The following is a 17,499-nucleotide window of genomic DNA, read 5'->3' as shown; positions in this document are numbered from 1 at the left end:
GCGGGCCGGGGGCCCGAGACAACGCGGCGAATCGCTCGCGGTTGCCCGGAGCGGCCCGAGCCTGCCCCTCGGGCAGGCGCCGTGGCGGCCGCGATATGCTAAGCTGGGCGCTCATTTCGAGACCCGATTGACCCTCCATGGACGACGTTTCACCGGGCGACGTCTCGTCGCTGCTCGACGATCTCAATCCGGCCCAGCGCGAGGCCGTGAGCGCGCCGCTGGGCAACATGCTGGTGCTGGCCGGCGCCGGCTCGGGCAAGACCCGCGTGCTGGTGCACCGCATCGCCTGGCTGATGCAGGTCGAGCGGCTCTCGCCCTACGCGATCCTCGCCGTGACCTTCACCAACAAGGCGGCCCGCGAGATGCGCACCCGCCTCGAGGCGCTGCTGGGCCTCTCGCTGCGCAACATCTGGGTGGGGACCTTCCACTCCATCGCTCACCGCCTGCTGCGCACCCACTGGCAGGATGCGCGCCTGCCGCAGCATTTCCAGATCATCGATGGCGACGACCAGCTGCGCCTGATCAAGCGCCTGCTCAAGGATTACAACATCGACGACGAGCGCTATCCGCCGCGTCAGGTGCAGTACTTCATCTCGGGCTGCAAGGAGGAGGGCCTGCGTCCGCAGCAGGTGCAGACCCACGGCGACGCCTATCTGGGCCAGATGGTCGAACTCTACGAGCGCTACCAGCTGACCTGCGAGCGCGGCGGGCTGGTCGACTTCGGCGAACTGCTGCTGCGCAGCCTCGAGCTGCTGCGCGACAACCCGCGGCTGCTGGCGCACTATCGCGAACGCTTCGCCCATCTGCTGGTCGACGAGTTCCAGGACACCAACACCCTGCAGTATGCCTGGCTCAAGCTGCTCGCCGGCGACAGTGCCGGCCTCACCGTGGTCGGCGACGACGACCAGTCGATCTACGGCTGGCGCGGGGCGCGGGTCGAGAACATCCGCCGCTTCGAGGAGGAGTTCGCCGACACGCGCACCGTGCGTCTCGAGCAGAATTACCGTTCGACCAGCGCGATCCTCGACGCCGCCAACGCCCTGATCAGCCACAACGCCGGGCGCATGGGCAAGGAGCTGTGGACCGCCGGGGCCAAGGGCGAGCCGATCTCGGTGTATGCCGGCTTCAACGACCTGGACGAGGCGCGCTTCATCGTCGACACCATCAAGGAGAAGGTCGACGAGGGCTTCAACCGCCGCGAGATCGCCATCCTCTACCGCTCCAACGCCCAGTCGCGGGTCATCGAGGAGACCCTGATCCGCCAGGGCATGCCGTATCGCATCTACGGCGGCCAGCGTTTCTACGAGCGCCTGGAGATCAAGAATGCCCTGGCCTACCTGCGCCTGCTGCTCAACCGCGAGGACGACGCCTCGCTGGAACGCGTGATCAACGTGCCCGCGCGGGGCATCGGCACGCGCACCGTGGAGATCCTGCGCGTGCGCGCCCGCGAGACCGGCGTCTCGCTGTGGCAGGCGCTCCACGACAGCGTCAGCGACGGGACGCTGAAGGGGCGGGCCGGCAATGCCGTCAGCGCCTTCGCCAACCTGATCGATCAGCTCGACAACGATACCTCGGGCATGGCGCTGCACGAGATCATCGAGCACGTCAACGCGGTCACCGGCCTGGTCGAGCATCACCGCAACGAAAAGGGCGAGAAGGGCCAGGCCCGGGTCGAGAACCTCGAGGAACTGGTCAATGCCGCGCGCGCCTTCACCCAGGGCGAGGCGCTGGCGATACAGGAAGTCGGCGAGGCCAGTGCGGCCCTCGAGCCGTTTCTCGCCGAGGCGGCGCTCAACGCCGGTGATCATGAGGCCGACGAGTTCGAGGACGGCGTGCAGCTGATGACCCTGCACTCGGCCAAGGGCCTGGAGTTTCCGGTGGTGTTCATCGCCGGGGTCGAGGAGGGGCTGTTCCCGCACAAGATGTCGCTGGAGGAGCCCGGACGTCTCGAGGAGGAGCGCCGGCTCTGCTATGTCGGCGTGACCCGTGCCATGCACAAGCTCTACCTGACCCATGCCGAACTGCGCCGGCTGCACGGCAAGGAGACCTTCCAGCGGCCGTCGCGCTTTCTGCGCGAGCTGCCCGAGGAACTGCTCGAGGAGGTTCGCCTGCGCGGTCAGGTTTCGCGTCCGGTGACCGCCACGCGCCCGGCGCGCGGGCTGTCGCAGCAGGAGTCGGTGTCCGCCGGCGACGACCTGCCAAGCCTGTCGCTGGGCCAGCGGGTGAGTCATCCGCTGTTCGGCGAGGGCGTGATCCTCGACGCCGAGGGCCAGGGCGAGCGGGCCCGGGTCCACGTCAGCTTCGAGGACGAGGGCAACAAGTGGCTGGTGCTGGGGTTCGCCAAGCTGACGCCGCTGTGACCTCGTCCGCCGCCGCGTGCCGGTCGTCTGCCGGTCCGCGGCGGCGGCCTTTCCTGCCTTGCCGGTCAATTAAGCCCTAACGCATACTGTGGCCTTTCGGTCGCGGCCCGCGCCGTGCCCGGGACAGGACACAGCCCTAAGAGCTCATTTCCCAACCCTCGGATGATGGGGGCCGCCGGAGAAGCCCGCTTCGTCTACCGGCTGTGAAAGGCGTTCTAAGGGGACAAGAACACCAAATCGGAGATACGTCTGCATGCAACGTCGCAAGTTCCTCTCGACGCTGGGGGCCGGGGCCGCCGGCGCCGTGGCCGCGCCCTTCGTTTCCACCGCCCGCGCCCAGGACACCGTGCGCTGGAAGATGGTCACCTCCTGGCCCAAGAACTTCCCGGCACTGGGCACCGGGGCCAATGACTTCGCCAAGCGCATCGGCGAACTCTCCGGCGGGCGCATGCAGGTCGACGTCTACGGCGCCGGCGAGATGGTGCCGGCCCTCGAAGTGTTCGATGCGGTTTCCGAGGGCACTGCCCAGATGGGGCACTCCGCGTCCTACTACTGGCGCGGCAAGGTGCCGGCGGCACAGTACTTTACCGCCGTGCCGTTCGGCATGAACACCACCGAGACCAACGCCTGGCTGTACCAGGGCGACGGCATGAAACTGTGGGACGAGCTCTACGCCGGCTTCAACCTCAAGCCGTTCGCGGTGGGCAACACCGGCACCCAGATGGCCGGCTGGTTCAAGAAGGAGATCAACTCCCTCGAGGACATGCAGGGCCTGAAGATCCGCCTGCCCGGGCTGGCCGGCGAGGTGATGAATCGCATCGGCGCCACCGCCCTGACCATCCCTGGTTCGGAGATCTTTACCTCGATGCAGACCGGCGTGCTCGACGCCGCCGACTGGGTGGGGCCCTACAACGATCTGGCCTTCGGCCTCTATCAGGTCGCCGAGTACTACTATACCTCGGCCTGGAACGAGCCCAGCGCGATCCTCGAGGGCACGGTCAACCTCGATGCCTGGAAGGCGCTGCCCGACGATCTCAAGGTGGTGGTCAGCGAGGCCGCCCGTTCGGCCAACCTGGCGATGATCGACGAGTTCACCTTGCGCAACGCCGAAGCGCTCGAGACGCTGGTCGACGAGCATGGCGTCAAGCTGCGCTCGCTGCCCGACGACGTGCTCGAGGCGCTCGCCGAGGCTTCACAGACCGTGCTCGCCGAACAGGCTGCCGGCGATCCGGCGTCGAAGAAGATCTTCGACTCCTATCAGGCCTTCCAGCAGCAGGTACGGCGCTTCACCGACATCGGCGAATTCGCCTATCTCAAGAACCGGGCGATGGTGGACAAGGGCTGACGTCAGTCGTTGTCGGGCACCGGCCGTATCCGCCCATTGTCGTCCAGTGCCACCATCACGAAACGCGCCTCGGTGACCTTGTGGAGTTCGTCGGGGTTGCGTTCGTGGGGCGGGCGGATCCATACCTCGACGTCGATGGTGATCGAGCTGTGGCCGATCTCGCGCACCGCGGTGAAGATATTGGCCACCGAGCCGATGCGTACCGGGCACAGGAAGTCCATCGCCTCGATGGCGACCGTGGCGGTGCGCCCGTGGGCCTGGCGGCCGGCGCACAGTTCGGCGGCCTGGTCCATCTGGTTGACCAGCCAGCCACCGCTGATGTCGCCGTAGAAGTTGGTATCCTGACGGGTGGCCAGGACCTTGAGGGTCAGATCGCCCTGCGGGGCGGGGACGTCGTCGAGATCGGTCATGGTCGATTCATTTCCGGCGCTTGTTGTTATCACGGTCGATGGCGATCATCTTAAACGTCGCTGCGGTGCCGCGACCAGCGCCGAATGCATTCCGCTCGGAGGGCCGCGATGGGTGGTGCCTGGAAAGGATGGTTGATGGGCAGGCTGGCGATGCTGATCCTGGCGGCGTCGGCGTTCGTCGGCGGTGATGTCCGCGCCGCGCCGGTGGTCGGTACCCTCGACGTGATCGGCTCGGACACCCTGGCCGGGCTGATGATGCGCTGGGGCGAGCAGTTCGAACGCCGCTACCCGGGGGTGCGCCTGCAGCTGCAGGCCACCGGGTCGGCCACCGCGCCGCCGGCGCTCGCCCAGGGCACCACGCGGATCGGCGCCATGTCGCGGCGCATGACCGACGCCGAGCGCGCCGACTTCATCGCCCGCCGGGGGTACGCGCCCACCGCCTTGCCGGTGGCGCTCGATGCCCTGGCCGTGTTCGTGCATCGCGACAATCCGCTCGACGCCATCTCCCTCGGCGAGCTCGATGCGCTGTTCTCCGATACCCGCCGCTGCGGCGAGCCACGCGCGATCGACCGCTGGGGCGCACTGGGCCTCGACGGGCCCTGGCGCGAGCGGCCGATTACCCGACACGGTCGCAACAGCGCCTCGGGCACCTATGGCCTGTTCAAGCGGGTGGTGCTGTGCCACGGCGACTTCCGTCCCGACGTCAATCAGTACCCCGGCTCGGCGGCGGTGGTCGCCGCAGTGGGCGAGAGTCTCGGCGGCATCGGCTACTCGGGGATGGGCTATCTCACCGCGGCGGTCAAGCCGCTGGCGCTGATCGACGCCGACGGTCGAGCGGTGCCGCCTTCGCTCGAGGCCGCCCGCGAGGGCCGCTATCCGCTGACGCGGCCTTTGCTGCTCTACGTCGACCTGGACCCCGAAGCCCCCTTGGCGCCACTCGAGCGGGCCTTTCTCGACCTGGTGCTCTCCCGTGACGGCCAGGCACGCGTCGTCGAGGCGGGGTTCGTGCCGTTGCCCGAGGCGCAACGCCGGGCGTGGCGGCGTCGACTGGGCTTGCCGAGGGAACGCAACGGGGCGTGGGAAAGCCCCTCGGAGGCCTCGCCATGAACCGATTGTCATCGTTCTGTCATGCGTCTGTCGTAATGTCGCGCTTTACCCTCGTCCGCACCCACCTCGTGATGCATGCCTGATTTTCCGACCCCGTCCCACCGCCTGCATCGCCGCTGGCGTCGTCTGCGCGATCGTCTCGCCGCCGGGACGATCCGGGCGGGGGGCCTGGGCGTGATCGTCGCCGTGCTGGCGATCGGCGTGTTCCTCGCCGTGGAGGTCGTGCCGCTGTTCGCGCCGGCCCGCGTGACGACCGAGGCCTCGCGTGATCTCGAAGGCACCGGGGCGGCGGTGGGTCTGGTGCCCACGGCGGCCGGGGATGTGCTGGTCATCGATCGCGACGGCGGCTATCGCCGCATCGCCCCGGGCGCGGACGCCATCGATGCCGCACGGATCCCCGCCGAGCGGCTCGATGGCCGTTCGGTGACCGGGCTGAGCGCGGGGCCCGATGCCCTCGTGCTGGCCCTGTCCGGCGGCGAGGTGTTACGCGTCCCGCGACGCGCCGAGGCGCGTCCCGACGGGCCCGGCACCCGGCGCTACACGTTGTTCGCCGGGGAGACCATCGCTGCCCTGGCGTCGGCCGGCGATGGCGAGCGCTGGTGGCTGGCGGGGCGCGACGCCGCGGGCCGTGTCGCCGTGCTGCGCGGTGACGGCGAGGCGGTCGAGCGTTTCGTCCTGCCCGACGCCGCCTCGGCGCTGGCGCTCGACCCCGACGGTCGACTGGTGCTGGGTGACGGGCACGAACTCGCCGTGTGGTCGTTGGCAGCGGGCGAGCCGCGCAGGCTGGGCCGCCTTCCGGTGCTGCCCGACGATCGCCGGATTACCGCCCTGAGCTATCTGAGCGGCGGCGAGACCCTGCTCGTCGGCGACAGTCGTGGCGGCGTGCACCGCTGGCTCGACCGGCATGACGACGCCGAGCCGCTGCTGGCGGCGCCGGATTACGCCGTCTCCGGGGATTCCACCGCCGTGACGCGCCTGGTGCCCGTGCCCGGCCGGCGCCTGGCCGTGGCGCTGCACGCCGACGGCGGGCTGGCGCTCTATCAGGCCCTCAACGGCCGCGTCTGGCAGGGGGCGCCGGCCGCCGCCGAGTCGCCGCTCGCGCTGGCCGTGTCGGCGGACGGTCGCCGCCTGTGGTGGCTGGCCGCCGACGGCCTGAAGACGTTGACACTCGCTGCCGGACACGCCGAGGTCTCCTGGCGCACGCTGTGGACGCCGGTGCTCTACGAGGGGCATATGCAACCCCGGCAGCGCTGGCAGGCCAACGTCAGCAGCCCCGAAAGCGAGGCGCATTTCGGGCTCGCCCCGCTGGCCTGGGGGACGCTCAAGGCGGCCTTCTGGGCGCTGGTATTCGCCGTTCCGCTGGCGCTGGCGGCGGCGGTTCATACCGCGGCCTACATGGGCCCGGCACTGCGCGCCCGGGTTCGCCCGGCGCTCGAGCTGATGGAGTCGCTGCCCGGGGTGGTGATCGGCTTCGTCGCCGGGCTGGTGCTCGCCCCCTGGGTCGACCGCCATCTGGCCGGTTCCCTGCTGCTGCTGGTCGTGCTGCCGGTCGGGACCCTGGTGGCCGGAATGCTCCAGGCCCGCCTGCCGGCCGTCGCGCGCCGGTGCCTGCCGCTGGCCGCGGCGGGGCTCTGGCTGGTGCCCTGGCTGGCGCTGCTGGCCTGGCTGTCGTTCAGCGTGTCACCGCTGATCGAGGGCTGGCTGTTCGCCGGCGACCTGCCGGGCTGGCTGAAGGATCGCTGGGGACTGGACTATGCCAGCCGCAATGCGTTGATCGTCGGGCTGGCGATGGGGTTTGCGGTGATTCCCACCATCTATGCCCTGGCCGAGGATGCGCTCTCCGACGTACCGCGCAGCCTCGACGAGGGCGCCCAGGCACTGGGCGCGACCCGCTGGCAGGCGCTGACGCGGGTCTGGCTGCCGGCGGCCGGTCCGGGCATCTTCTCGGCGGTGATGATCGGGGCCGGGCGTGCGGTGGGCGAGACGATGATCGTGCTGATGGCCACCGGCAACACCGCGATCTTCGGCGTCAGCCCCTTCGAGGGACTGCGCTCGATCGCCGCCAACCTGGCCATCGAGCTGCCCGAGGCCGCCGTCGGCGGCAGCCATTACCGGGTGCTGTTCCTGAGTGCCCTGGTGCTGTTTGTCTTCACCTTCTGCGTCAACACCCTGGCCGAGCTGGTGCGCCAGCGGCTGCGGCGCCGCTGGCGGCGGCTGGGAGCCGTGGGATGAAACGCTGGCGGACAAGCGGCGAGGGCGGCTGGCCGTGGCTGGCGGCGGGTGGGGTCGCCGTGTCGCTACTGATGGTCGTGGCCCTGCTGATGTTGATCGCTGGGCGCGGGCTGGCGCATTTCTGGCCGGCATCGCTGGAGCGGGTGACGCTCGCCGACGGCGCGGTGATCGCCGGCGAGCCGGTGCGCCATGTCACGACCCGCGACGGGCGTGACGAGTGGCTCTATCGCACCGGCAATCGCGACCTCGACGGCCGCACCTGGCGCTGGCTGGAGGCCGGCGACATCGTCTCGCGCACCCGCCCGGGGGATCTGCTCGAACTCCAGCGCGAACGCTGGGGGCCCTTCATCGGCCGGCTGGTCGCGGTGCGCGAAGCGGACACGACCGTGATCGATGCCACGGCCGGCAGCGCCCGGCGCTGGCAGGCGCTGGAAACCCGCCTGGCCCGCGCCCGGGCGCTGCGCGAGACGATCGAGACCCGCCGCCGGGAGACCATTGCCCCGTTGGCCCGCCAGCTGGCGGCGGGCACCGCGAGCGCCGAGCAGCGGGCGGCGTTCGAGCGGGCCCGCGATGCGTTGACCGGGCTGCGCGAGGCGCTGGCCCGCGACAGCCTGGTGCTGGAAAGCGTCGATGGGCGCCGGCTCGAGCAGCCGCTGGCGACGGTGCTCGATGCCTGGCGGCCCAACGCCATGGGGACTCTCGACAAGCTTGGACTGTGGGGTCGACGGGTCTGGGCCTTCCTCAGCGAGGGGCCGCGCTCGGCCAACGGCAGCGACGGCGTGTGGCCGGCGATCTTCGGCACCGTGCTGCTGGTACTGCTGATGTCGCTGCTGGTCACGCCGTTCGGCGTGCTCGCCGCGGTGTATCTCCACGAGGTCGCCCGCCAGGGGCCGGTGACCCGGGCGGTGCGCATCGCGGTGCGCAATCTCGCCGGGGTGCCGTCGATCGTCTATGGCGTGTTCGGGCTGGGGGTGTTCGTCTACGGGATCGGCGGCACGCTCGACCGCTGGTTCTTCAGCGAGGCGCTGCCGTCGCCGACCTTCGGCACCGGCGGGCTGCTGTGGGCCGCGCTGACGCTGGCGCTGCTGACTCTGCCGGTGGTGATCGTGGCCACCGAGGAGGGCCTGGCGCGGATTCCCGATCACCAGCGCGAGGGTGCCCTGGCGCTGGGCGCGACCCACTACGAGACGCTGACCCGGGTGGTGCTGCCGATGGCCATGCCGGCGATGCTCACCGGGGTGATCCTGGCCGTGGCGCGGGCCGCCGGCGAGGTGGCGCCGCTGATGCTGGTCGGGGTGGCCAAGCTGGCGCCGCAGTTGCCCGTCGACGGCGAGTTTCCTTACCTGCACCTCGACGGCAAGTTCATGCACCTCGGCTACCATATCTATAATCTGGGGTTCCAGAGCGCCGACGCCGAGCAGGCGTTGCCGCTGGTCTACGCCACTGCGCTGCTGCTGGTTGCGGTCATCGTGGTGCTTAATCTAACTGCAATCTTTCTGCGGCATCATCTGCGCCAGCGGCATCGTGCCCTGCGCCACTGAGCGCGCGTCGCCGCGGATATCCGTGCTTGTCCGGGAGGTGGGATCGTCTTGTCCGTGACCCTGAGCCCACGCGGCGCGTCCGCCGAGATCACCGATTTCGACGCGGCGGCGAGCTGCTTCGCGATCGACGGTCTGAGCCTGGCCTACGACGGTAGACCGGCACTGCGCGACCTGACGCTGGCGATTCCGCGCCACGCCGTGACGGCCTTCATCGGGCCTTCGGGCTGTGGCAAGTCGACGCTGCTGCGCGCCTTGAACCGGCTGCACGACCTCGACGACACAGTCGGCCGCGCGGGGCGAATCCGGCTCGAGGGCCAGGACATCCATGCGCCGGACGTGGATGTCGCCGAGCTGCGCCGGCGGGTGGGGATGGTCTTCCAGACCCCCAACCCCTTTCCCATGTCGATCTACGACAACGTCGCCTTCGGGCTGCGCCTGCAGGGCATCAAGCGCAAGCGCACCCTCGACGAGGTGATCGAATGGGCGCTGGTCTCGGCGGCGCTGTGGGACGAGGTCAAGGATCAGTTGCACACCTCGGCCTGGCGGCTCTCCGGCGGCCAGCAGCAGCGCCTGGTGATCGCCCGCACGCTGGCGGTGCAGCCCGAGGTATTGCTGCTCGACGAGCCGGCCTCGGCGCTGGACCCGATCTCGACGCTCAAGATCGAGGAACTGATCCGCTCGCTGAAGTCACGGCTGACCCTGGTCCTGGTCACTCACAACATGCAGCAGGCCGCGCGGGTCTCCGACTACACCGCCTTCCTGCACGACGGCGAACTCGTCGAGTACGGCGCCACCGACAGTCTGTTCACCAACCCGCGCCTGGCGCGGACCGAGAACTACATCACCGGCCGCATGAGTTGAGCGGCGCGGCCCCGGAGGAATCATGGACATCACCAGCGATACCCACAGCCAGCACATTTCCAACCAGTTCAACCAGGAGCTCGAGGAGCTCAAGACCCATCTGATGGCGATGGGCGGGCTGGTCGAGAAGCAGGTGCAGGATGCGATTGCCGCGCTGCTCGACAGCGACAGCCGTCTGGCCGAGCGCGTGACCGACAACGACCGGGCGGTCAACGACATGCAGCTCAAGATCGACGAGGAATGCACGCGGGTCCTGGCACGCCGCCAGCCGGCGGCCTCCGACCTGCGGCTGGTGCTGGCGGTGATCCGCGCCACCTCGGATCTCGAGCGGATCGGCGACGAGGCCAGCAAGATCGCCCGCAACGCCCTGTCGCTGGCCGAGTCGGGCCTCACCGCACGCGGCTTCGTCGAGGTCCGTCACATCAGCGAACACGTGCGCAAGATGGTGCGCGACGCCCTGACCGCCTTCGCCCGTTTCGACACCGAGCTGGCGCTCAAGGTGGTCCAGGAGGACGACGCCGTGGACAGCGAGTACTCCACCGCGATGCGCTCGCTGGTGACCTTCATGATGGAGGATCCGCGCTCGATCACCTCGATCCTCAGCGTGATGTGGATCCTGCGTGCCCTGGAGCGCATCGGCGATCATGCCGACAACCTCGCCGAGTACGTGATCTACCTGGTCAAGGGGCTCGACATCCGCCACAGCGACGTCGAGTCGCTTGACGACGAGACTCTGAAGCGCAAAGGTTAGCGGCCTGGCGGGCGAGCCCGCCAGCGTCTTCCGGCCGTCGCCCGTGCGACGGCCGTTTCGTCAGGCCGCTCGGATCACGCGCTATGCTCAATGCTCTCACCGCCCTGTCCCGGGGCACCCGTCTGGTGCTCTCGCCGGGCCTGCGGCGCTATGTCTTTCTGCCGATCGTCGCCAACCTGCTGCTCTACGTCGGCACCATCGTCTATCTACTCGACAATTTCGGCGGCTGGCTCGACTACTGGATGCTCAAGGTCCCCGAGTGGCTGAACTGGCTCGAGTGGCTGATCTGGCCGCTGCTGGTGGTGAGTCTCGCCGTGGTGGTGTTCTTCACCTTCACGCTGGTCTCCAACCTGATCGCCGCGCCCTTCTACGGCTTTCTCGCCGAGAAGGTCGAGCGCCGGGTCACCGGGCGCGCCCCGCTCGACGATCGCGGCTTCGCGCGTACCGCCATCGACGCCCTGGGCCGCGAGCTGGTCAAGCTGGCCTACATCCTGCCGCGCATGGCGCTGCTGTTCCTGCTGGGCTTCGTCCCCGGGCTGAACCTGGTGATGCCCTTTCTGTGGGCGGCGTTCTCGGCGTGGATGATGGCGATCACCTACCTCGACTACCCGATGGACAACAACCTGGTCAGCTTCGCCGACATGAAGCGCCGCCTGCGCGCGCGCTGGTGGCCGACGCTGACCTTCGGCGGCTGGGTGATGGCGGCGAGCTGGGTGCCGGTACTCAACCTGTTGCTGCTGCCCGGCGCGGTGGCCGGCGCGGTACTGATGTGGCAGCAGCATTATCGGGATCTGCCGGTCGCGCAATGAGGTGTGGGCGCGGCGGCACGCCGCCGTGCTTGCCGGCTCATGCCGTTGGTGATGGCGGGTCGTCTGAAGTCAATGTCACTCATGGCTTTTATTTGAATAAAAATTGTTATCATTTGTCTTGATGTTCGCTTCTTGCCTGGTAGGGTTGTCGTCGCGACGCGACCCCACGAAGAGCGCCAAGAATGCGACACAGGGCAAGGATCATGCGAAAGACGACAATTCCTCTCGTGGTTGGCTGTGGCCTTCTCACGGGCGGCGGTATGGCGCAGGCGGCCAGCGACATGGCGATGGACCCACTGGTGGTGACGGCGACCCGCTCGGGCGAGACTCGAGAAGACACCCCTCAGGTGATACGGCTCATCACCCGAGAGGAACTGGAACAGCAACAGCGCATCACCTCGGATTCGTCCGAGATACTCAGCAACCTGCTGCCGAGCTATGCGCCGCCCCGTCAGAAGATGAGCGGCAGCGGCGAGTCCCTGCGGGGGCGTACGCCGCTGGTCCTGATCGACGGCATTCCGCAGTCCAATCCGCTGCGTCCCACCGGCCGCGAACTGCATACCATCGATTTCTCGATGGTCGACCACATCGAAGTGATCAAGGGGGCGAATGCCACCAACGGCCTGGGGGCGGCAGGTGGCGTGATCAATCTGGTCACCCGGCGCCCGGAACCCGGTTCGTTCAATCAGCACTTCGAGACCCGGGTCACCACGCCGACCTCGGAATTCGATGCCGACACCGCCAGTTATCGCACCGACTACGGTTTCAGTGGCAACCGGGGAGCGGCCGACTACGTGTTCTCCATGAGCTACGAGGACCGCGGGCTGTACCTCGATGGCGACGATCGTCCGGTCGGCGTCGACAATACTCAGGGCGACCTGATGAATTCCGAGGCCTACGACCTGTTCGGCAAGGTCGCCTACTGGTTCGGCGACGACCGCCGTCTGCAGTTCAGCGTCAATCACTATCGCATCGAGGGCGAGGACGAGTACCTCAGCGTCACCGGCGATCGCCAGGCAGACATCGCCACCACCTCGGAGCGCGGCGATCCGCCGGGGGACGCCCCCTTCAACCGGGTGTGGACCACCGGCCTGACCTGGGACGACTACGATCTCGCGGGTATGCATCTGAACGTGCTCGGTTTCTACCAGGATTACGAATCGCTGTTCGGTGCCACCGACTCCGGCAGCTTCCAGGATCCCGCCATTGCCCCGGTGGGCACGCTCTACGACCAGTCCATGGCGGAGACCCGCAAGTACGGCATCAAGTCGTCGTTGACCAGGGACGACCTGTGGGCCGATCGAGTCAAACTGACCCTGGGTTTCGACGTCCTGCGCGACGAGACCGAGCAATATCTGTGGCTTACCGACCGCACCTACGTGCCGCCGGTGGATTACACCGATCTGTCCCCCTTCATGCAGGTCGACTTCAGTCCGGTCGATGCCCTGACCTTCTCGGCCGGCGCGCGTTATGAATATGCCAAGCTCGACATCGACGGCTACCGTACCGTGGCGGCCAACAACGGCGTCGATGTCGAAGGCGGTTCGCCGAGCTTCAACGACACCCTGTTCAACGCCGGGGTGATCTGGCGGCCGGTGGACGACTGGAGCCTGTTCGCCAACTACTCGGAAGGGTTCACCATTCCCGACGTCGGGCGGGTACTGCGCGGCATCGACACGCCGGGCAGTTCGGTCGGTGACATCGAGAACCTGCGCCCGATCGTCACCGACAACATCGAGACCGGCGTCCGCTACGACAACGGGCGCCTCAGCGGCGAGTTGAGCTACTACCTCTCCTCCTCCGACTTCGGCTCGCGGTTGACGACCAACGACGGCGTTTTCGAGATGCAGCGCGAGAAGACCGAGATCGAGGGTATCGAAGCCTCGCTCGATTACCGGTTCAACGAGCGCCACCGCTCGCGACTGGCCTACTCGCACATGCGTGGCCGCTATGACAGCAACGACGACGGCACCCTCGACGCCCGGCTCAACGGCCTGAACGTGGCGCCGGATCGTCTGGTGGCCAGCTGGTCGGCCGACTGGACGCCCCGGTGGTCGACCTTCATCCAGGTCAACCATGCCTTCGACAAGGACTTCGACGACAGCGCCAACGGCTGGGATCTGGATTTCGACGGCTACACCCTGGTCGACGCGGCGGTCGGTTATCGCTTGCCGGTCGGGCGCGTCGATCTCGCCGTGGCCAACCTGTTCGACAAGCGCTACATCACCTACTACTCCCAGAGCGCCCTGGACAGCGCCAATGCGGATTACATGAACGACCGCTACTTTGCCGGTCGTGGCCGGACGCTGCGTGTGGGCTACAGCGTCGACTTTTGAGCCCGGTCCCATGAGTCGCTGTGAGGACGTCTTGCCGGATGCGCCGTCGCGACGGCGTTTCCTGGGCCTGCTGATGGCCCTGGGCGCCTTGCCGGCGCTGGCCGGGGGCCGTTCGAAGGCCGCGCCGGTCCGCGTGGTGAGCCTGTTCCAGGGGGCGACCGACACGCTGGTGGCGCTGGGGGTGACGCCGGTGGGGGTGGTCGAGTCGTGGCAGGACAAGCCGATCTACCCCTACCTGCGCGAGGCGCTCGACGGCGTGACCCTGGTCGGGCTGGAAACCCAGCCCAGTCTCGAGGACATCGCGCTGCTCGAGCCCGACCTGATCGTCGCCTCGCGCTTTCGTCACCAGCGCATCGCGCCGTTGCTCTCGGCGCTGGCGCCGGTGGCCATGCTCGACGACATCTACCACTACCGGCGCACCCTCGCGACCCTGGCCGGCGTACTGGATCGCGAGCCGCGGGCGGCGTACCTGCAGGCGCGCCTGGCGAGCCGCATGACGGCACTGCGTCGTCGCCTGCGGGCGCGTTTCGCGGATCGCTGGCCGCTGAGCGTGTCGCTGCTGGACATTCGCGGCAATGCGATCCGCAGTTACCTGGCCTCGAGCTTCGGCGGCTCGGTACTGGCCGATCTCGGCTTCGTCTGGAACCGGGCCGCGCGCGACGCCGACGGCGTGATCCTCGAGGTGGGCGGGGTCGAGAGCCTGCCGGCGCTCGATGCCGACGTCTTCTTCGTGCTCGACCGGTCGCGCAGTCAGGCCGCCGTGGCGCACTATCGGCGCCTGCGCGGCCACCCCCTGTGGCAACGGCTGTCCGCGCCGAGCCACGGCCGGGTATGGTCGGTCGATCCGGTGGCGTGGAGTCTCTCGGGCGGCATCCTCGGCGTGTTCGCGATGCTCGACGACGTGGCGGCCTGGCTGGACGAGGCCGACGAGGGCCGGGCATGAGTCGACGGCTGCTTCCGCTGATCGCGGTCCTGGCGGGCGCGGTGCTGTTGAGCCTGATGGCCGGTGCCCGCTGGCTCGATCCGCTGACGGTCGGGCAGGCCCTGTGGGCGCCGTCGCCGACCGACGTCGACGCCCTGCTGGTTCGCACCACCCGCCTGTCGCGCACGCTGGTGGCCCTGGCGGTGGGCGCCGCCCTGGGCGTGGCGGGCGGCATCATGCAGACCCTGACCCGCAACCCCCTGGCGTCGCCCGGCCTGTTGGGCATCAACGCCGGCGCGTTGTTCGCGGTGGTCGTCCTGGTCACCCTGGGCGGCGCGCTGCCGGGATGGCTGGCCAACGTCGGTGCCTTCGCCGGCGCCGCGCTGGCCTCGCTGCTGGTGGGCTGGATCGCCATGCGTCGGCCCGGCGAGTCGAGCCCGCTGCGGCTGATCCTGGCCGGCGCCGCGTTGACCGCGCTCTTTCAGGCCTTCAGTCAGGCATTGCTGGTGATCGACCAGCAGGGCCTGGACGCGGTGCTGTTCTGGCTGGCCGGTTCGGTGTCCGGGCGGCCGCTGGCGGATGTCTGGCCGCTGATGCTGCTGGCGCTGGCCGCGCTGCTGGCGTGCGGCCCGTGCCTGCGACCGTGGAACGTGCTGGCCGCCGGCGAGGCGGTGGCGATCGGCGCAGGGGTGGCGGTACGCCGGCTGCAGCTCGTGTCGATCGTGCTGGTCGTTGCGCTGGCCGGCTCGGCGGTGACCATGGCCGGCAACATCGCCTTCGTCGGACTGATCGTGCCGCACGTCGCGCGACGCGTGTCGACGCCGGACCATCGTCACTGGCTGCCGGTCGCCGCCCTGCTGGGCGCGATATTGCTGTTGCTGGCCGACGTGGCCGCGCGCACGCTGATCCTGCCGGGCGAGGTGCCGATCGGGGTGATGACCGCGCTGGTCGGCGCGCCGGTGTTCATGGCGCTGTTGAGACGCCAGGGGGCGGCGCATGGCTGAGGTCGGCGCGCTGCGACTCGGGGGCTTCTCGCGGGCCGTCGTCTGGCGACCCTGGCGGCGCGTGCTGATCGTGCTGGGAGCGGCGGGGCTGACGCTGCTCGCCTGCCTGGCGCTGGGCCGGATTCCGCTGGCCCCGGGCGCGCTGGCTTCGGCACTGGCCACGCCGCACAGCGATCTTGGCCTGATCGTCTGGCAACTGCGCCTGCCCCGGACCCTGCTGGGCGCCCTGGTGGGCGGCGCGCTGGCGCTGTCCGGCTGGCTGCTGCAACAGGTGATGCGCAATCCGCTGGCCTCGCCCGACACCCTGGGCGTGACCAGCGGCGCGAGCGCCGCGGCGGTCGGCTACTTCGCGTTTCTGGCCGCCGACCTGGGCAGCCGGTGGTTGCCGCTGGCGGCGGCCAGCGGCGCGCTGTTCGCCGCCTGCGTCGTCTATCTGATGGCCTGGCGGCGCGGCGTGACGCCGCTGCGGCTGGTGCTGACGGGTATCGGCCTTTCCGCGCTGCTGGGGGCGGTGACGACCTTCGTGCTGGTCTCCAGCCCGTTGTCGACCACGCTGTCGGCCTATGTCTGGCTGACCGGCAGCGTCTACGGCGGCAACTGGCCGGATGTCGGCCAACTGGCGCTGTGGTTCGCCCTCGCCGTGGCGGTCATGGCACCGCTGGTGCGCTTCGCGTTGCTGGCCGCGCTGGACGACGCCCTGGCGGTCGGCATCGGCGTGCGCGTACAGGTCGTGCGCGCCGCGCTGATGATCCTGGCGGCGAGCCTGGCCGGTATCGCGGTGGCCTGGGGCGGGGCGATGGCCTTCGTCGGTCTGGTCGCGCCGCACCTGGCGCGGCGCCTGGTGAGGGCCCCCGGCGCCGCGCAGGTGGTCATGGCGTGCGTCCTCGGCGCGTGCCTGGTGATGCTGGCGGACCTGGCCGGGCGCACGCTGTGCCTGCCGCTGGACCTGCCGGCGGGCATCTTCGTGGCGGCCATCGGGGCGCCGTTCTTCCTGGGACTCCTGCTGCGACAGGCAAGCTAGCATGACGACGATTTCCGCACGCCGACTCACCCTGGGCTATCAGCGCCGGACCATCCTGCGCGATCTGTCGCTGGACCTGCCGGAGGGGCGCATCTCGGTGCTGGTCGGTAGCAATGGCTGCGGCAAGAGCACCCTGCTCAAGGCGCTGGCGCGCCTGCTCGATCCCTGGCAGGGCCAGGTCAGCCTCGATGGCCACGACATTCGCCGGCGTTCGACCCGGGCCGTGGCGCGGGTCCTCTCGCTGCTGCCGCAGCATCCGGTGGCGCCGGAGGGCATCAGCGTGCGCCAGCTGGTGTGCCTCGGGCGCCACCCGCATCAGAGCTGGCTTTCGCAGTGGTCCGAGGAGGACGAGCGCCGGGTCGATGACGCGCTGGAACGCACCGCCATGCGCGACCAGGCGCAACGTCGGGTCGAAACCCTCTCCGGCGGTCAGCGCCAGCGGGCCTGGATTGCCATGGCGGTGGCCCAGGACACCCCGCTGATGCTGCTCGACGAGCCCACCTCGTTTCTCGACCTGACCCATCAGATGGAAGTGCTGGAGCTGCTGAAGTCGCTCAACCGCGAGGCCGGCAAGACCATCGTCATGGTCCTGCACGACCTCAATCTGGCGTGTCGCTACGCCGATCACATCGTCGCGGTTCGCGATGGCCGGGTTCATGCCCAGGGGGCGCCGCCGGCGGTGATCACCCGCGAGCGGGTACGCGAGATCTTCCAGCTGGAGTGCCGGGTGATCGAGGATCCGTTCTTTCACACGCCGCTGTGCATACCCTTCGGCAAGCAGCGGGACGCGTGAGTGGCTC

Annotated in this window: 14 protein-coding genes; 13 read left to right on the top strand and 1 reads right to left on the bottom strand. The window is 69.1% G+C overall.

Going from position 1 to position 17,499, the window contains the following annotated elements; all coding sequences use genetic code 11:
* The first annotated feature begins 137 nt into the window (after positions 1 to 137).
* Positions 138 to 2,360, top strand: coding sequence for a DNA helicase II (gene uvrD, locus D0901_RS07740; protein WP_129139728.1), 2,223 nt, complete (start codon positions 138 to 140; stop codon positions 2,358 to 2,360).
* Positions 2,361 to 2,613: 253 nt separating this feature from the next.
* Entirely contained in the window at positions 2,614 to 3,705 is a 1,092-nt protein-coding gene (locus D0901_RS07735; RefSeq protein WP_129139727.1) for a TRAP transporter substrate-binding protein, read from the top strand.
* Between the two features lie 2 nt (positions 3,706 to 3,707).
* Here D0901_RS07735 and D0901_RS07730 read toward each other — a convergent pair whose 3' ends face one another.
* Positions 3,708 to 4,115, bottom strand: a complete 408-nt coding sequence (locus D0901_RS07730) for an acyl-CoA thioesterase (RefSeq protein WP_129139726.1) — start codon at positions 4,113 to 4,115, stop codon at positions 3,708 to 3,710.
* A gap of 108 nt (positions 4,116 to 4,223) precedes the next feature.
* Between D0901_RS07730 and D0901_RS07725 the strand changes: the two genes are divergently transcribed.
* The 11 genes from D0901_RS07725 (at position 4,224) to D0901_RS07675 (ending at position 17,492) form a co-directional block, all read left to right on the top strand.
* Positions 4,224 to 5,222, top strand: a complete 999-nt coding sequence (locus tag D0901_RS07725) for a PstS family phosphate ABC transporter substrate-binding protein (protein WP_129139725.1) — start codon at positions 4,224 to 4,226, stop codon at positions 5,220 to 5,222.
* A gap of 75 nt (positions 5,223 to 5,297) precedes the next feature.
* Positions 5,298 to 7,454, top strand: coding sequence for an ABC transporter permease subunit (locus tag D0901_RS07720; RefSeq protein WP_129139724.1), 2,157 nt, complete (start codon positions 5,298 to 5,300; stop codon positions 7,452 to 7,454).
* Complete coding sequence (pstA, locus tag D0901_RS07715) at positions 7,451 to 8,995, top strand: phosphate ABC transporter permease PstA (protein WP_129139723.1); 1,545 nt, start codon at positions 7,451 to 7,453, stop codon at positions 8,993 to 8,995. The genes D0901_RS07720 and pstA overlap by 4 nt, the downstream gene beginning before the upstream one ends.
* An 87-nt stretch (positions 8,996 to 9,082) precedes the next feature.
* Positions 9,083 to 9,856, top strand: a complete 774-nt coding sequence (pstB, locus tag D0901_RS07710; protein WP_203234829.1) for a phosphate ABC transporter ATP-binding protein PstB — start codon at positions 9,083 to 9,085, stop codon at positions 9,854 to 9,856.
* 22 nt (positions 9,857 to 9,878) lie between these two features.
* Complete coding sequence (gene phoU / locus D0901_RS07705) at positions 9,879 to 10,607, top strand: phosphate signaling complex protein PhoU (protein ID WP_129139721.1); 729 nt, start codon at positions 9,879 to 9,881, stop codon at positions 10,605 to 10,607.
* Between the two features lie 83 nt (positions 10,608 to 10,690).
* On the top strand, positions 10,691 to 11,416 hold the full coding sequence (gene cysZ, locus D0901_RS07700) for a sulfate transporter CysZ (protein WP_129139720.1): 726 nt from the start codon (positions 10,691 to 10,693) through the stop codon (positions 11,414 to 11,416).
* A 260-nt stretch (positions 11,417 to 11,676) separates the two neighbouring features.
* Positions 11,677 to 13,752 (top strand): TonB-dependent receptor, encoded by a 2,076-nt coding sequence (locus D0901_RS07695; protein WP_129139719.1) that lies wholly within the window; start codon positions 11,677 to 11,679, stop codon positions 13,750 to 13,752.
* A gap of 10 nt (positions 13,753 to 13,762) precedes the next feature.
* Complete coding sequence (locus D0901_RS07690; protein WP_129139718.1) at positions 13,763 to 14,695, top strand: ABC transporter substrate-binding protein; 933 nt, start codon at positions 13,763 to 13,765, stop codon at positions 14,693 to 14,695.
* Positions 14,692 to 15,678, top strand: a complete 987-nt coding sequence (locus tag D0901_RS07685; RefSeq protein ID WP_129139717.1) for a FecCD family ABC transporter permease — start codon at positions 14,692 to 14,694, stop codon at positions 15,676 to 15,678. The genes D0901_RS07690 and D0901_RS07685 overlap by 4 nt, the downstream gene beginning before the upstream one ends.
* On the top strand, positions 15,671 to 16,699 hold the full coding sequence (locus tag D0901_RS07680) for a FecCD family ABC transporter permease (protein WP_129139716.1): 1,029 nt from the start codon (positions 15,671 to 15,673) through the stop codon (positions 16,697 to 16,699). Before D0901_RS07685 ends, D0901_RS07680 begins: the two co-directional genes overlap by 8 nt.
* 1 nt (position 16,700) lies before the next feature.
* Complete coding sequence (locus tag D0901_RS07675; protein WP_129139715.1) at positions 16,701 to 17,492, top strand: ABC transporter ATP-binding protein; 792 nt, start codon at positions 16,701 to 16,703, stop codon at positions 17,490 to 17,492.
* Positions 17,493 to 17,499 lie beyond the last annotated feature (7 nt).

The organism is Modicisalibacter coralii, from assembly GCF_004117855.1.
Taxonomy (GTDB): domain Bacteria; phylum Pseudomonadota; class Gammaproteobacteria; order Pseudomonadales; family Halomonadaceae; genus Modicisalibacter; species Modicisalibacter coralii.
Note: the sequence above shows the minus strand (reverse complement) of the source record. Positions and strands in the feature narration are given on the sequence as shown.

Bases quoted from the DNA above. Each gene is read 5' to 3' on its own strand.
- uvrD (WP_129139728.1), top strand. From the start codon at position 138: ATGGACGACGTTTCACCGGGCGACGTCTCGTCGCTGCTCGACGATCTC.
- D0901_RS07735 (WP_129139727.1), top strand. From the start codon at position 2,614: ATGCAACGTCGCAAGTTCCTCTCGACGCTGGGGGCCGGGGCCGCCGGC.
- D0901_RS07730 (WP_129139726.1), bottom strand. From the start codon at position 4,115: ATGACCGATCTCGACGACGTCCCCGCCCCGCAGGGCGATCTGACCCTC.
- D0901_RS07725 (WP_129139725.1), top strand. From the start codon at position 4,224: ATGGGTGGTGCCTGGAAAGGATGGTTGATGGGCAGGCTGGCGATGCTG.
- D0901_RS07720 (WP_129139724.1), top strand. From the start codon at position 5,298: ATGCCTGATTTTCCGACCCCGTCCCACCGCCTGCATCGCCGCTGGCGT.
- pstA (WP_129139723.1), top strand. From the start codon at position 7,451: ATGAAACGCTGGCGGACAAGCGGCGAGGGCGGCTGGCCGTGGCTGGCG.
- phoU (WP_129139721.1), top strand. From the start codon at position 9,879: ATGGACATCACCAGCGATACCCACAGCCAGCACATTTCCAACCAGTTC.
- cysZ (WP_129139720.1), top strand. From the start codon at position 10,691: ATGCTCAATGCTCTCACCGCCCTGTCCCGGGGCACCCGTCTGGTGCTC.
- D0901_RS07695 (WP_129139719.1), top strand. From the start codon at position 11,677: ATGGCGCAGGCGGCCAGCGACATGGCGATGGACCCACTGGTGGTGACG.
- D0901_RS07690 (WP_129139718.1), top strand. From the start codon at position 13,763: ATGAGTCGCTGTGAGGACGTCTTGCCGGATGCGCCGTCGCGACGGCGT.
- D0901_RS07685 (WP_129139717.1), top strand. From the start codon at position 14,692: ATGAGTCGACGGCTGCTTCCGCTGATCGCGGTCCTGGCGGGCGCGGTG.
- D0901_RS07680 (WP_129139716.1), top strand. From the start codon at position 15,671: ATGGCTGAGGTCGGCGCGCTGCGACTCGGGGGCTTCTCGCGGGCCGTC.
- D0901_RS07675 (WP_129139715.1), top strand. From the start codon at position 16,701: ATGACGACGATTTCCGCACGCCGACTCACCCTGGGCTATCAGCGCCGG.